Genomic DNA, 14,534 nt, shown 5'->3' with positions numbered 1-14,534 from the left:
AAGCCATAACTACTTTCTTCAAACAAATTGGGCGTAAAAAGAAATTATTGAGAGCTAGGCTCACTGATAAATTTCAAATTGTCAGTGAACCTAATTTCGGATTTTGAAGTGTAATGGCTATATTCGATGATGGCGAAGGTCTAAGGTTCAATGTTTTACCAAGTGACCCTCCTCATTATATCTCTTTATTTTACTATGGCTATTGTCATTACGATATGTATGTAAGTATTCAATCATTCGGTGGCTATCATCTTTATTCAGGTTATCCAAGCGTTGGGTCTACCATCGAGATCATTCCATACTTTAGTAAGCAGGTTCAAAGTAATCAGTCCAAAGTTCAAATCAAGTAGGCAACGTATATGGACTCATCCGTTTTCGCAAGTAATCATTGAGTGAAAAGAGAAGTATATGCATACGTATATCCGGCCATTCAATGAGTGAGAACTGTTTTAATTTACTCGGGCCTGGATGATATTCGCGCTCTGTCTCCTTATCGACCCTACGGATATTCATCCAGGTTGCCCTCTGTACATGACCGGTTTTTTTTGTCATGTACAGAGAAGTCATATTGGCAGGACTGTTAGAGATTTTTTTATCTTGAAGCAGACAACAGTCATCATGGAATAATGGAAAAAACACCAACCTATGTATGGATAAAACATGGAAAATAGACGTTTTGACCATGAAGCTTAGACGTTTATCAGGAAGCCATAGCATTCGTCATGCTTAGCGATGAAATCTTAGGAGAGTTGCCCCGCAGTCGAGCTTATCTTGAGGATCAATTACAACGAGCCACCTCATCAATAGCGCTGAACATTGCAGAAGGCGCAGGTGAGTATGCTAGGCATGAAAAACATCGCTTTTTTCATATGGCTAAGCGATCTGCAACTGAATGTGCTGCAATATTGGATATCGGTCTGAAATTAGCTCTGATCGAAACAAAAAAGCTTAGTGATGCCAGAGATCTGTTATTCTGAATTGTATCTATGCTCATTAAAATGGTGAGCTCTGCCCATTAAAAAACAGGGCAAGGGCACGGGCACGTATTAGTTCAGTGGTTTTTTGTCCGGTACGAAGCAGGAAAAGCATAAATCACGCATTTTGAACGATCACGGGTATAAATCTTCATTCAAATCATTACCGTAATGTGATAATCTTGATTAGCTTAGTGATTCAGGGAGAAATAATGATCAACGCAATAAAACTTGGGTTTTTGGGGTTGATGTGCGCAGGACTAATAGCCTGTTCTGCAACACAAGTTAGTGAAAGTACGGGAGAGTATCTTGATAGCACAGCCGTAACTGCAAAGGTAAAAGCAAAGCTTATTGACACCCTTGGCCCAAGAGCATTCAAGATCAATGTTACAACGTTTAAAGATGAAGTTCAGTTAAGTGGGTTTGTGAGCAGCGATATGGTGAAAAAACGAGCAGGAGTGATTGCGGCTAGTGTAGAAGACGTTAAATCTGTTCGTAATGACTTAGTCGTTAAGTAGCAGTGATGCGCCTTGGCGATTTTTGAACAGGTCTTAATAACAAATAGCGTGCTGGTTTGGTTACCTATTCATAAGGATTTACTATGTATGATAGCAGTTATACTATTTCTGGGTTTGACAAAGATTTGCTCAAAGCGCTCGCAGCAGAAAGTCAACGCCAAGAAGATCACATTGAATTAATTGCATCCGAAAATTATGCAAGTCCTAGGGTAATGGAAGCCCAAGGTTCTAAACTGACTAACAAATATGCCGAAGGCTATCCTGGAAAGCGATATTATGGTGGCTGCGAATACGCAGATGAAGTTGAGCGCCTGGCTATCGATCGAGCCAAAGAGCTCTTTGGTGCAGACTATGCGAATGTTCAACCTCATTCTGGATCACAAGCCAACGCTGCGGCGATGATGGCAATGCTTGCGCCAGGCGATAAGGTGCTTGGCATGGCTTTGCCTCATGGAGGCCATTTAACTCATGGTTCTCAGGTTAATTTTTCGGGTAAGTTATATGAGGCTTACCAATATGGACTCAACCCTGAAACAGGTCTTATTGATTATGATGCTGTTGAAGCGTTAGCTTTAGAGCATAAGCCAAAACTCATTATTGCCGGTTTTTCTGCTTATTCTCAACGTATTGATTGGTCTAAATTTCGGGATATTGCAGATGCAGTAAATGCTTGGCTCATGGTGGATATGGCGCATGTAGCAGGATTAATCGCCGCAGGGTTATATCCCTCACCCATTGCCTACGCCGATGTCGTAACGACGACAACCCACAAAACCCTCAGAGGGCCTCGAGGCGGGATGATTTTAGCTAAATCTAATGCAGAGTTAGAAAAAAAACTAAATTCTGCCGTATTTCCCGGCACACAAGGCGGCCCATTAATGCATGTCATTGCGGCAAAGGCCGTGGCTTTTTCAGAAGCGCTACAGCCTGAATTCAAAAGCTATCAAGATCAAGTGGTTAAAAATGCAAAAACCATGGCCTCTTGCCTAATTGATCGCGGCCATAAAATAGTCTCTGGAGGTACAGAAAATCATTTAGTCCTTCTAGATCTAATTGAGAAAAATATTACTGGTAAAGACGCCGATGAAGCCTTAGGAAGAGCAAATATTACTGTGAATAAGAATTCCGTACCTAATGACCCTCGATCTCCTTTTGTAACTAGCGGCTTACGCTTAGGCACCCCCGCCGTAACAACCCGTGGATTTAAAGAATCTGAAATTAGGCTGTTAACGGGTTGGATCGCTGATATTTTGGAGGATGTGACCGATGAAGCCAGGATTGCAATGGTGAAACATCAGGCGTTGCAGTTGTGCAATGATTTTCCAGTTTATAGTGATTAATATATGTATTGCCCTTTTTGTCATGCAGAAGAAACTAAAGTGGTTGACTCCAGGTTAATTGCTGAAGGCGCGCAAGTTCGTAGAAGAAGGCAGTGTTTGCAATGCAACGAGCGTTTTACAACCTTTGAAACGGCAGAGTTAGTCATGCCTGCAATCATCAAAAGGGATGGTCGCAGAGAAGCGTTTAATATTGATAATTTGCGCGCTGGCATGCTGCGTGCATTAGAAAAAAGACCTGTAAGCGTGGATGATCTTGAAGACGCTCTTGCCACAATATTGCAAAAAATTAGACACAATGGCGAGCGAGAAGTTGAGTCGAGACAAGTTGGCGAGTGGGTAATGGAGCAATTATATCGTTTAGATCATGTTGCTTATGTAAGATTTGCTTCAGTGTATAAGCGCTTTAAAGATGTTAGTGAATTTCGACAAACGATTGATCAAATGAACAAACATACATAAAATTTCTTAAGCAGAAACCAACTTAGGCAGATACCAAATATGGATTTTCGGTGAACTGTATTAAATAGTTACAACGACATATCCTCATGAGGTTAACGTGAATACTCAAATAATTAAAGGTAAACGACGTGCAAGAAAACTCGCTTTACAAGCTTTATACCAATGGCTTATGACGAACAGCGAGCTCTATGAAATTGAAGCCCAATTTCATGCCGGCAATGATATGACAAAGGTGGATTCTAACTACTTACACCGCTTATTACATGGGGTGGTCGATCATTTAACCGAAATTGAACAAGCGTTATCTCCTTATCTAGACCGACCAATAGACGGCTTAAATCCAATCGAATTAACGGTTCTACGATTAAGTGGCTTTGAGCTGATGTTTTGTCCTGAAATCCCCTATCGTGTTGTCTTGGATGAGGCCGTGACTTTGACGAAAGCCTTTGGTTCTCAGGATGGGCATCGATATGTGAATGGGGTCTTAAATAATCTTGCTAGAGACGTTCGAGCAAAAGAAATTGAACACGACGATGAATGAGTTTGAACTGATTGATCGTTTTTTTAAAACTATCTCTATTAAACGTAATGATGTTGTATTTGGGATCGGTGATGATGCAGCCTGTGTGGCTATTCCCGAGGGTATGGAATTAGTCATCACCACGGACACCTTAGTCTCAGATTGTCATTTCCTTTCAACGTGGGATGCGTTTGATATTGCTTATAAAGCGGTGATGGTAAATGTTAGCGATATCGCTGCAATGGGTGCTGAACCGGCTTGGTTATCCCTTTCTTTAACTTTGCCTGATTCTGATCAAGGTTGGTTGAAGCAATTTTCCAAGGGGTTAAAGAAAGCGTTACAGCGTTATAATATCGCGCTGATTGGCGGAGATACCACAAAAGGCCCACTCAGTATCACCATTACGCTCCATGGTTTAGTGACCGCAGGGCAAGCCATTAGAAGAAGTGGCGCTAAGCCGGGTGATAAGATTTACGTGACTGGATTGCTTGGCGCGGCAGCGCAAGCTGTTGAGTTTATCAGTAAAAAAAATGTTGACCCTCAGAATCGTTCGACACTAATGGACAAACTCCTCCGTCCAACTCCGCGGGTGGATATGGGAAAGGTCCTGAAGCGATTTGCCTCCGCTGCCATTGATATTTCCGATGGACTGAGTGCAGATTTAAACCATATTTGCGAATCAAGCCAAGTCGGGGCATGTCTTAATCTAGGTAATATCCCAGTGCATCCACTGGTATTGCAGTACCAAGGGAATCAGGGGATTGAATTTGCGCTTCAGGGAGGGGATGATTATGAGTTATGTTATACCGTTTCTCCTCAGAATGAGCATGATATGCTACAAATGCTTTTGCAGGAGGGGCTAAACGCGCACCCGATTGGTAGAATTGAGTCTCAATTGGGATTGCGAGCTGAGGTGAGTGGGATCATTAAACCTATATCTATAAAAGGGTATAAGCATTTTTAACCATTCACTCGTTTTTGCGAAGCCGATGCGGTTGTTGCAATTCCAAGGCTTGGGAAAATGATCTTTGCCTAACGCAATCACGGAATCAATGTAGATAAACAGTAAGCGAAACAATAGTGAAAACAATAAAACTATCAGAAAAAGTATGGCGGGATCCACTCTATTTCATTGCTTTTGGTTTTGGTAGCGGTCTTATCAAAGCTGCTCCTGGAACTTGGGGAACGCTTGCCGCGGTGCCTATTTATCTGATGTTTTCAGGCACGCCTTGGCCCGTATACGTACTCTTTACCTGCTTCGCTTTTGTGCTGGGAGTCTATGCTTCCGAGAAGGTTTCGAGCGATTTGGGCGTTCATGATTATTCTGGGATTGTTTGGGATGAGGTCGTTGGTTATTTGATCACCATGTTCTTAGCTCCGCCTGGATTTTTATGGATAATTGTCGGTTTTGCGTTGTTTCGCTTATTTGATATCTGGAAGCCACAACCAATTCGGTTCATTGATAAGAAAGTGAAGGGCGGTCTTGGGATTATGTTGGATGATGTGATTGCAGCTTTGATGGCTTGGATTCTATTGCAAGTATTAGCCTGGGGATTTTTGTGAACGAGAATCATAAAGAGTTAATTAGTATTGGCTTAACCATCGGCATAGTTGCTTTAGCATTATTTACAATACATCGCTTTATACCATCATTGAGTTGGGCTGCAATCATTGTGATTGCAACGTTTCCTCTTTATCAGCGCTGGTCAAGATTATTAGGTGGCCGTCGCAATGTAGCGGCGTTCACGTTCACACTGTTATTGGCCTTATTGTTGCTTATTCCGATTAGTTGGTTAATTACGCTGCTGGTCAAAGAAATCCAATTATTTATTAATTACATACAAAAAATTAATCGAGAAGGTGGGCAAGCGCCAGAGTTTATTCGTGATTTTCCCTTTTTCAGCAACGAAGTAATTGCATACTGGAATGAACATGTGGGGAATCCTGGAAATGTAAAAAATGTTTTGACGAATTTACATATGTCATTGACCCCGGCAAGTTATTATATTAAACAAGTCGGGGTAAATCTGGCGAATCGCGGTTTTCAGGTTGGTTTTACGGTGCTTTCACTGTTTTTCTTTTATCGGGATGGCCATAGTTTATTTAATCAAATTAATCGCATTGGTGAGAATTGTCTTGGTAGCCGTTGGTTTCGTTACGCGGATAGGCTCCCATCAGCGTTAAGAGCGACGGTCAATGGTACAATCGTAGTCGGAATAGGCGTAGGCATTCTTATGGGTATTTGTTATGGCTTGGTAGGATTACCTGGCCCCACATTAGCAGGATTTATTACCGCTTTTGCTGCTATGATTCCATTTGTTGTCCCCATCGTATTTGCTATTGTTGCCTTAATTTTATTTGCAAAAGGAGGCGTGATCGCTGCTATCATAGTGATTGTGTGGGGCACAATAGTGATGTTTGTTGCTGACCATTTTATAAAACCCGCACTCATCGGCGGAGCAATAAGACTGCCTTTTTTAGCCGTATTATTTGGAATTTTAGGTGGGTTGGAAACCCTCGGACTGCTTGGTTTATTTGTTGGGCCGATTACCATGGTATTATTTATAACACTTTGGCACGAGTCCCAGGGCTTTGTGTCTGTTAATACGAAATAAAACACTAGCAAGTAGTGGATTTTTTGTTTGCAATAAAGTCAATATGAAAAATAATTGCTATAATGGAGTGATAATATTACTGTATTGGCTTGAAATTTAAAAAATAATACCAATATTCTAACTATCGAGGGAAAAACTCTAACGATGCATTTGATGTAAGGGGTAAAAATGACTAATAATTGGCCAACCAAAACTAAAGACCTGCATATCGCCCAATTAATCATGGAAGAATACGCTAAAGATCAAGAAAGCAACACATTAGGATTATTTGAATTGGTTGTCAATCAAGCTGAGAAACGCATGAATTTCCGCCTGGCGAACTGGGTGGTTGCAATTGCGCAACACTTCCAATCGGTATATGGCGCTCATCAAGGTGATTATGTAACTCGCCAAGTGATTAGCCAGTGCATTACTCAGGGACAAACCATTCATTAGGCCTCTTCGGAAACTCTACTAATTCGGCAAAACTGGACTGAACACTGGTGTTCGGATCCTCATGTACTGCTTGTACACTCCGGTTCCGCGCACCATTGTTCTGTCCTACTTCTTCTTATTCTCAATTTGATGCGATCTTTTGGCTATATGAATTTTAAAATTGTTGGCAAAACAACGTGAAATCGGAATTCGCTCCATTTTGTACTACAATGAGAAGAGATACTATAAATGGTGAAATGTTGGTTATGTCAAAAATACGTCAATTTATTGTGTTTGGCTTGTTGATGATGATAAGCCAATTAACATTCGCTTTGAAATTTACCATCGGTGTCACGCCTTTTTTTCCTCCTTATACGATAAAAACTAGCCAGAATACCTACACGGGTTTTGAAATTGATTTAATGAATCGGATCTGTCGTGATCTTAAGGCAGAATGCTCTTATGTGAGTAAACAATTTGATGAACTCATACCTTCCGTTCAGGACGGAAGCATAGATATAGCTATTGGCATGATAATTCCCACACCTGATAGAAGAAAATTAGTCCAATTTAGTCTTCCTTATCTGGCAAGTACTAATCGTATATTAGCGCGTAAGGAGCTTGATACGAGTAATATCAAACACAAAGGAATACCCGTTGACTTCTTATTGGGAAAGCGAATCGCTGTTATAAAAGATTCTATCCATGATATTTTTTTACAAAAAATTAAACTCAAAAACACTGTCATAATCAGGGTTAATACAGATGCTGATCTTGTTTTAAGTTTAGTGAATGACAATGCTGATATTGCAGTGGCCGATAATGGTTTTTCTGTTTGGTGGGCTGATAATGCTTCTGATCATATTAAATCGGTAGACGAGCCATTTCAAATTTTGGACAATGAAGTCGTTAGTATTGCTATTGGTGACAAATCTGGGCAATATTTATCTGCAATTAACAACTCTATTACTGCCTGGCAAAGGGATGGTTCTTTTAAAAAAACATATGATTTATATTTTGAAGAATTTTAGTTGGATGTTATATAATTGAATTCAATGATATTCAAAGGTTTTTGTTTTTGGCCTATGATGTGTTTGTACACTTCATTAGAAGTGTCTCCGGAAAGTCCCTGCCCGCGGCTCACTCATCAGTGAGTGGTGTAAAAATCATCCTCTCCTTGTCGTCACTATTCAACGCTTACCTGCAAGAATTACCGCTGAAATTAATCTAATTATGTGATCTTATTCCGCTTGAATCCTTGATATATATGTTTAGTATATACCCGTAATCTTTCAAAATGCGTGTTTTTAGGCGCCTTTATTTTTTGTCCTGCCGCATTTTAAAAAGCGAGTAATGGCTCATTCCCTTGCGAGTTTTTTAAAATGCGGCAGGGCGAAAAAGAAAAAGCATAAATCACGCATTTTGAAAGATTACGGGTATAGATGCGATATTTAATGGGGGATAGGGAGAATACGTTTTGCCTGATTTAGTCGAATTAAGAGAGTCGCTGTATGCACGCCATTTTGCCTCTATTTCACACCAACTTCCCGTTCAAACATTGCTTTTAATTAGTGATTACGCGGTCAAACAACAAGAACATTTAAAGCAATTGCTCGTTGAAGACAATTGTATTGAGCGCCTAACTCAAACGGATTATCAAGATTTAGTTTCAGAACTATCACTGGATTTGCCAGAACATCAATTTACCAAAGCGTTACGGTATGTTCGTCATCGACATTTATTGCGGCTTTATTTAAGAGAACTGGCGGGCTTTGCTAGCACAAAAGTTACCACCATGGATTGGTCATATTTTGCGGAAGCAATGATTGGTCATGCTGTCAAATTTTGTCATAAAATTTTGAAGGCTCAATACGGAAGTCCCTGTGATAAAAGTGGCAGTCCTGTGGGATTGTTTGCATTAACGATGGGAAAACTAGGTGGAAGGGAGTTAAATTTTTCGTCCGACATCGATCTGATCTTTGCATACTCTAGTGCGGGAAAGACCAATGGTGTTCAGGAAATTACCAACCAGGAATATTTTACCCGTTTAATCCGACTCTTTATGCAGTTATTTCAGACGATGACCCCAGATGGGTTTGTATTTCGCGTTGATTTGCGTTTAAGACCCTATGGCGATAGCGGGCCATTGGTTAGTTCAGTGGCGGCTATGGAAACCTATTACCAGGAACAGGGTAGAGATTGGGAACGGTATGCCATGGTGAAGGCAAGGTTGTTAGAGTTTGATGATCACGGTAACCGTCGATGGTTCGAGCGATTGATAAAACCCTTTGTGTATCGCCGTTATGTTGATTTTAGTGTCATTGAATCACTGAGAAGTATGAAAGCGATGATTGAGCGAGAAGTGCAATTAAATCCGATGTTAGATGATATTAAGCGAGGACGGGGAGGAATCCGAGAAGTTGAATTTATTATTCAGTCATTCCAACTTATCCGAGGAGGACGATTGCCACAACTACAAGAACAAAATACGGTGAGTGCCTTACAGGTCTTAAGACAGGAAGGGCTTGTTTCCCATACTAAGTCCTTAGAGCAAGCGTATTGGTTTTTGCGTCGATTAGAAAATGCCCTTCAAGCAAAAGCTGATCAACAAACGCATCATCTACCTTCGGATAAAACATCCTGCATGCAAATTGCCTTAGCTTTGGGATTCGAACGCTGGGAAGACGCGTTTAAACTGATTGAGCAATATCGAAGGATAATAAATCATTCTTTTTCAAAAGTATTGGCGAAAGCGAACATTTATGAAGATGAAAAGCGTTTACTGGCGAATCAGTTAACCAGCTTATGGCATGGCCATGTGGAGTCGGGTTTGGCCATTAATTTATTAGCCAGTTTAGGATATCAGGAGCCTGAACGTTGTTATCAGATGTTGAGCGCCTTTCGTCATGGCCCTCGTTGCCGACGACTATCGCAGATTTCTAGATTACGACTGGATCGTTTTATGATTCTATTAATGAATGAATTAACCCACGTAAATCGTACTGATGAAGTTTTACTGCAGGTCATTCATTTGCTTGAGCGTATTGTTGGACGTAGTGCGTATTTGGCTTTATTAATTGAAAATCCTTCGGTGTTACAGGAATTATTGCATTGGTTTCAACATAGTCCTTATATCACTTCTTTGTTGGTTAATCAGCCATTCTTATTGGAAGTTCTCATTGATCAAGATCAACGCTGGAAACCGCTTAACAAATCGAAGTTACAACAGCAGTTACAAGCTAAACTCATTCATTGCAGCGATGAAGAATCGCAAATTGAAACCTTGAGGCAATTCAAACTTACGTGTTGGTTATTGGCGGCTCGAGCTGAACTTTATGGTCAATGCAATGCAATACAAACCGCGAGATTTTTGGCGGATGTAGCCGAAGTCGTCATTAACGAAGTCGTTTCTTTGGCCTGCGAACAATTATCGTTGCGTTTTCCAGCCATAAAGCAGGTTCTTAGCCACTTTGCTATCGTCGCATATGGCAAGCTTGGGGCGCGAGAGATGAATTATAACTCAGATGTGGATTTAGTATTTTTACACGCGGCTAAGCCATCTGAAGAGGCTGTAGTAAATCGGCTGACGCAAAAAATAATTCATGGACTGACACTGCCTTCCCAGGGCGGGGTTTTGTTCCAAGTCGACACTCGACTTCGCCCATCTGGCTCAGCAGGGCTTTTGGTCAGTAATATTGATGCCTTTTTAGAATATCAAAAAAACCAAGCGTGGACTTGGGAACATCAAGCATTGGTAAGAGCCAGAATAATTTTTTGCAATAAAATCATTAAAAATCAGTTTTATCAATTAAAAGAAGAAATCTTAATCTCTGAGCGGGATAAGCATCAACTGTCTTGTGAAATCCAAAAAATGCGAGAAAAAATTAGTGCTCATACTGAAAATGATGCTTTGAAGCACACTCAAGGGGGATTAATTGATTTAGAGTTCTTAATTCAATATTTAGTGCTTGCCTATCCAAACAAAACGATGGCTAGGAAAACCAACGCCTTGCAGCAACTAAAAAGCTTGCATGAAGAGGGCGTTATAAACGATGAGGAATTTAACCGCTTAAATCATGCTTTTAGACGCTTTCATAAAGCCTTGCATCAATCTTTATTACAGTCAAAACGTTTAAACATTGAAAAAGAACAACGGTTTGTTTCAGAGCTCAGCAAACAGTACTACCATGTGTAAAGAGATAAATAGTAGCCGGCGTAATGAAATGGCCTCGTCTCCTTTCGATTAAGATATCTGTGGATATCAACTTATTCATGGCTCATTTCGAAGCCGATTGGGAGAACGGGTCCATTTCATTACGTCCGCTGACCTACCTCTCGAACTTAGATGTGATGGTTTCTTGAAACGCATAATACCCATTTATAAGCCGGTGGATTAACTACATACACAAATCTTTCTCACCGTTGCTTCTCTTAAGGCGACTTCACCTATGTCTTTAACAACGAAACATAATTTTAGTATAGACCATGCTCTTGGACTTGTTGGCAGCATTGCGTTATTCTACATAATTCCCATACAAATCGTAATCGTCACTATCTGTAATCATGGTTTGAACGAAAGTACCGGATTTAATCTTTGGATTCATGGGCAAATAAACCAGACCATCGATTTCTGGGGCATCACTTGAACTTCGTGCAATGATGCAATCCTCGTCAATTGAATCGACAAGTACCACCTGCTGGCTGCCAATTTTTGCTTGTAACTTTTTACGGCTAATTTCTGCTTGAATTTGCATAAAGCGATGATATCGTTCTTCCTTAATGTCGGTAGGTACAGGATCGGCGAGATCATTGGCTTTCGCACCATTGACTGGAGAATATTGGAAGCAGCCTACTCTATCCAGTTGGGCTTTCTCTAGAAAATCTAGCAGTTCTTCAAACTCCTCTTCGGTTTCACCTGGAAAGCCAACGATGAAGGTTGAGCGAATGGTGATATCAGGGCAAATTTCACGCCATTTAGCGATTCTAGCTAAAGTATTTTCACTACTAGCCGGTCGTTTCATGGCTTTCAAAACTCGTTGATTAGCATGCTGCAAAGGGATGTCAAGATAAGGCAAAATAGAACCGTCGCGCATTAAAGGAATGATGTCATCCACGTGAGGATAAGGGTAAACATAATGTAATCGCACCCAAAGTCCAAGTTCGCCAAGCTGCTCACACAAATCATAAAATCGAGTTTGAATCGTTTTATTTTGCCATTGTACTTCTTGGAAGCGTGTGTCCACACCATAAGCGCTGGTATCTTGCGAAATGACTAATAATTCGTTAACCCCCGCTTCTTTTAACTTCTTGGCCTCAGTTAACACTTGTTGAAGGGGATAACTTTGCAGTTTTCCTCGCATGGTGGGAATGATGCAAAAGGAGCATTTTTGATTACAACCTTCTGAAATTTTCAAATAAGCATAATGACGCGGGGTAAGCTTGATGCCCTGCGGTGGAATCAATTGCATAAACGGATCTTTAGGCGGAGGCAAATGCTCATGGACGGCCTGGATCACGGACTCATACGCATGCGCACCGCTGATGTGAAGAACATCTGGACAAGCTTCACGAATCAGATCCGCTTTTGCCCCAAGGCATCCTGTAACAATGACACGACCGTTCTCAGCCATGGCTTCTTTTACAGTATCCAAGGATTCCTTGACTGCGGAATCTATAAATCCACAAGTATTAATGACCACGACACCAGCTTCTTGATAACTGGAAACCAACTCATACCCTTGAGCACGCAATTGGGTAATAATTCGCTCAGAGTCGACCAACGCTTTCGGGCATCCTAAGCTTACAAATCCAACTCGATTGTTCATAATAACCTAGTGTTTAAAAAATGCGCGGATTATAGCGGATTTATTGGGAGTTTGTCTAAATGATTAGCGATGCAAAGCTAAAACCTTATGCAACTTCGCGGTAAACTCGTCGGTCGACACATCCCCCACCTCACGTAATTGAGTTATTTCGTTACCCGTTGCGCTGAAAAAAATAAAGGTAGGCGGAGCAACCACATTAAAATGCTTTAACAATGCTTTTGACTGCGCGTTATTGGAAGTGATATCGACCTTTATCACGACAAATTTTTCTAATGCAGATACGACGTTTGGATCCTTTAACGTTGTTGCAGCAAAGATTTTGCAAGTAGTACACCAATCGGCATAAAAGTCCAGCAATACTGGCTTGCCTTCAGCTGCAGCAATGGCATTTTGAGCTTGGTTTAGAGAAGTTACCACGTTCATGGTGGGGACATCTTTTTTAAGTTCATCGAGCGCAGTGGTGGCTAGGGGTTGTAGGGGATTATTATTTCCCTGACTTGCACCGACTAGAATTAAAATGCCATATACAATGCATATGATTCCTAAGGCTTGATTGAACTTTTCTAAACTCGTCACGGAACGGGTTAAAGCACCCAGATAAATACCAGAAAAAATTAATAAGCTGCCCCACAAAGCCATGGCGAACACTGACGGAATGATACGGCTCATTAAATAGATTGCCATGCCCAATAACACGACGCCAAAAAAGGATTTGACTTCATTCATCCATTGTCCAGCTTTAGGTAGTAATTTGCCCGCAGAAATTCCGACTAACAGTAGCGGCAAACCCATTCCAAGCCCTAAAGAAAATAAGGCGATGCTGCCAAGGGCAATATTTCCCGTTTGAGCAATATATCCCAAAGCCCCAATTAAAGGCGCTGTGACACACGGAGATAGAATTAAGGTGGATAAGCATCCCATTAGGGCTGCGCCTAAATAATGCCCGCCTGCATGGCTGCGAGTAATGCTTGCTAATTTATTTTGCCAAGATAAAGGTAAGCGTAAATCATAAAAATTAAACATGGATAATGCGAGTAAAACAAAAATTAGACTAAATATACTAATGCTCCAGGGTGATTGCATGGCCACTTGTAGGTTATTGCCCAATAAAGCCACGACCGCCCCTACCGCAGCGTAGGTTAAAGACATGCTCAATACATAACTTAAAGAGAGTATAAATGCTTTACGGGTTGTTAAATCTTTACCATGACCAACAATTAGTCCAGACAAAACCGGTACCATGGGTAGAACACAGGGGGTAAAAGAAAGCAATAAGCCAAACCCGAGAAATCCTAAAATAATCAAGACTAAATTATCAGTAGAAAACAGTTGTTCATATTCAGAACGTGTCTTTTCAGCGGCAGGCTCACCTTCAATAGCAGTTTCTCTTGATACTTGCGTTAATGCCAGCGCCGAGTTAAACGAGAGTTTCAAGGTTACGGTTTCAGGAGGATAACAAAACCCATCGTCCGCACAGCCTTGAAATTTGATGCCTAGTATGGACTCACCCGGTTCGCTAGCTAGTACTGGAACAGGGAGTTTTAATTGATCACGATAGACTGAATAAGTCTGCCCCCGTTTATCCTTTCGCTCTTTTGCAGGTGGATAAGAAATGTATCCCACTGTAAAATTGCTTTCCGGAGATGGATTAATTTTAATTCGGTCTTTATAAAGAAAAAAACCAGACTGTATTCGCCAATTCAGCAACAACGTATTTGGATCTTGAATGGTTGCATCTAGCTTAAATACTTCCGCAGAGGGTGGAGGGGCAGCCCAGCCTAAAATAGGCATGATTAGAAATAATGTAAATAACCCAAACTTCTTCATTCTTAACCCAAAAAACTTACTATTTATTGACCATTGTAATCT

14 protein-coding genes are annotated in these 14,534 nt (G+C 40.9%); 11 read left to right on the top strand and 3 right to left on the bottom strand.

The annotated features are described in order from the left end of the window. Window positions 1-342 precede the first annotated feature (342 nt). Entirely contained in the window at window positions 343-717 is a 375-nt protein-coding gene (locus E1O47_RS03240) for a hypothetical protein (protein WP_133129828.1), read from the bottom strand. 5 nt (window positions 718-722) lie between these two features. On the opposite strand from E1O47_RS03240, the gene E1O47_RS03235 reads away from it, so the two are divergent. The 11 genes from E1O47_RS03235 (at window position 723) to glnE (ending at window position 11,035) form a co-directional block, all read left to right on the top strand. Further along, on the top strand, window positions 723-977 hold the full coding sequence (locus E1O47_RS03235) for a four helix bundle protein (protein ID WP_242601982.1): 255 nt from the start codon (window positions 723-725) through the stop codon (window positions 975-977). Between the two features lie 209 nt (window positions 978-1,186). Continuing rightward, complete coding sequence (locus tag E1O47_RS03230; protein ID WP_133129827.1) at window positions 1,187-1,492, top strand: BON domain-containing protein; 306 nt, start codon at window positions 1,187-1,189, stop codon at window positions 1,490-1,492. A gap of 83 nt (window positions 1,493-1,575) precedes the next feature. Further along, window positions 1,576-2,832, top strand: a complete 1,257-nt coding sequence (glyA, locus tag E1O47_RS03225) for a serine hydroxymethyltransferase (RefSeq protein WP_133129826.1) — start codon at window positions 1,576-1,578, stop codon at window positions 2,830-2,832. A 3-nt stretch (window positions 2,833-2,835) separates the two neighbouring features. After that, window positions 2,836-3,291, top strand: coding sequence for a transcriptional regulator NrdR (gene nrdR / locus E1O47_RS03220; RefSeq protein ID WP_133129825.1), 456 nt, complete (start codon window positions 2,836-2,838; stop codon window positions 3,289-3,291). A gap of 97 nt (window positions 3,292-3,388) precedes the next feature. Continuing rightward, the gene (gene nusB / locus E1O47_RS03215; RefSeq protein WP_133129824.1) at window positions 3,389-3,832 is read left to right on the top strand and encodes a transcription antitermination factor NusB; all 444 of its coding nucleotides are present in this window, start codon (window positions 3,389-3,391) and stop codon (window positions 3,830-3,832) included. Next, on the top strand, window positions 3,825-4,775 hold the full coding sequence (gene thiL, locus E1O47_RS03210) for a thiamine-phosphate kinase (protein WP_133129823.1): 951 nt from the start codon (window positions 3,825-3,827) through the stop codon (window positions 4,773-4,775). Before nusB ends, thiL begins: the two co-directional genes overlap by 8 nt. A gap of 116 nt (window positions 4,776-4,891) precedes the next feature. Beyond that, on the top strand, window positions 4,892-5,374 hold the full coding sequence (locus E1O47_RS03205; RefSeq protein WP_133129822.1) for a phosphatidylglycerophosphatase A family protein: 483 nt from the start codon (window positions 4,892-4,894) through the stop codon (window positions 5,372-5,374). Further along, window positions 5,371-6,426 (top strand): AI-2E family transporter, encoded by a 1,056-nt coding sequence (locus E1O47_RS03200; protein WP_133129821.1) that lies wholly within the window; start codon window positions 5,371-5,373, stop codon window positions 6,424-6,426. The genes E1O47_RS03205 and E1O47_RS03200 overlap by 4 nt, the downstream gene beginning before the upstream one ends. 168 nt (window positions 6,427-6,594) lie before the next feature. Next, window positions 6,595-6,861 (top strand): hypothetical protein, encoded by a 267-nt coding sequence (locus E1O47_RS03195; protein WP_133129820.1) that lies wholly within the window; start codon window positions 6,595-6,597, stop codon window positions 6,859-6,861. 209 nt (window positions 6,862-7,070) lie between these two features. Further along, window positions 7,071-7,871: a substrate-binding periplasmic protein gene (locus E1O47_RS03190; protein WP_133129819.1), complete on the top strand. Its 801-nt coding sequence runs from the start codon at window positions 7,071-7,073 to the stop codon at window positions 7,869-7,871. A gap of 446 nt (window positions 7,872-8,317) precedes the next feature. After that, on the top strand, window positions 8,318-11,035 hold the full coding sequence (glnE, locus tag E1O47_RS03185) for a bifunctional [glutamate--ammonia ligase]-adenylyl-L-tyrosine phosphorylase/[glutamate--ammonia-ligase] adenylyltransferase (RefSeq protein WP_133129818.1): 2,718 nt from the start codon (window positions 8,318-8,320) through the stop codon (window positions 11,033-11,035). A gap of 319 nt (window positions 11,036-11,354) precedes the next feature. Here glnE and rimO read toward each other — a convergent pair whose 3' ends face one another. Both rimO and dsbD read right to left on the bottom strand, forming a co-directional pair. Next, complete coding sequence (gene rimO / locus E1O47_RS03180; protein WP_133129817.1) at window positions 11,355-12,665, bottom strand: 30S ribosomal protein S12 methylthiotransferase RimO; 1,311 nt, start codon at window positions 12,663-12,665, stop codon at window positions 11,355-11,357. A 63-nt stretch (window positions 12,666-12,728) separates the two neighbouring features. Then, complete coding sequence (gene dsbD / locus E1O47_RS03175) at window positions 12,729-14,492, bottom strand: protein-disulfide reductase DsbD (RefSeq protein ID WP_133129816.1); 1,764 nt, start codon at window positions 14,490-14,492, stop codon at window positions 12,729-12,731. Window positions 14,493-14,534 lie beyond the last annotated feature (42 nt).

This window comes from Legionella yabuuchiae (assembly GCF_900640115.1).
Taxonomy (GTDB): Bacteria; Pseudomonadota; Gammaproteobacteria; order Legionellales; family Legionellaceae; genus Legionella_A; species Legionella_A yabuuchiae.
Note: the sequence above shows the minus strand (reverse complement) of the source record. Positions and strands in the feature narration are given on the sequence as shown.

Bases quoted from the DNA above. Each gene is read 5' to 3' on its own strand.
- E1O47_RS03240 (WP_133129828.1), bottom strand. From the start codon at position 717: ATGCTATGGCTTCCTGATAAACGTCTAAGCTTCATGGTCAAAACGTCT.
- E1O47_RS03235 (WP_242601982.1), top strand. From the start codon at position 723: ATGCTTAGCGATGAAATCTTAGGAGAGTTGCCCCGCAGTCGAGCTTAT.
- E1O47_RS03230 (WP_133129827.1), top strand. From the start codon at position 1,187: ATGATCAACGCAATAAAACTTGGGTTTTTGGGGTTGATGTGCGCAGGA.
- glyA (WP_133129826.1), top strand. From the start codon at position 1,576: ATGTATGATAGCAGTTATACTATTTCTGGGTTTGACAAAGATTTGCTC.
- nrdR (WP_133129825.1), top strand. From the start codon at position 2,836: ATGTATTGCCCTTTTTGTCATGCAGAAGAAACTAAAGTGGTTGACTCC.
- thiL (WP_133129823.1), top strand. From the start codon at position 3,825: ATGAATGAGTTTGAACTGATTGATCGTTTTTTTAAAACTATCTCTATT.
- E1O47_RS03195 (WP_133129820.1), top strand. From the start codon at position 6,595: ATGACTAATAATTGGCCAACCAAAACTAAAGACCTGCATATCGCCCAA.
- E1O47_RS03190 (WP_133129819.1), top strand. From the start codon at position 7,071: ATGAGAAGAGATACTATAAATGGTGAAATGTTGGTTATGTCAAAAATA.
- rimO (WP_133129817.1), bottom strand. From the start codon at position 12,665: ATGAACAATCGAGTTGGATTTGTAAGCTTAGGATGCCCGAAAGCGTTG.
- dsbD (WP_133129816.1), bottom strand. From the start codon at position 14,492: ATGAAGAAGTTTGGGTTATTTACATTATTTCTAATCATGCCTATTTTA.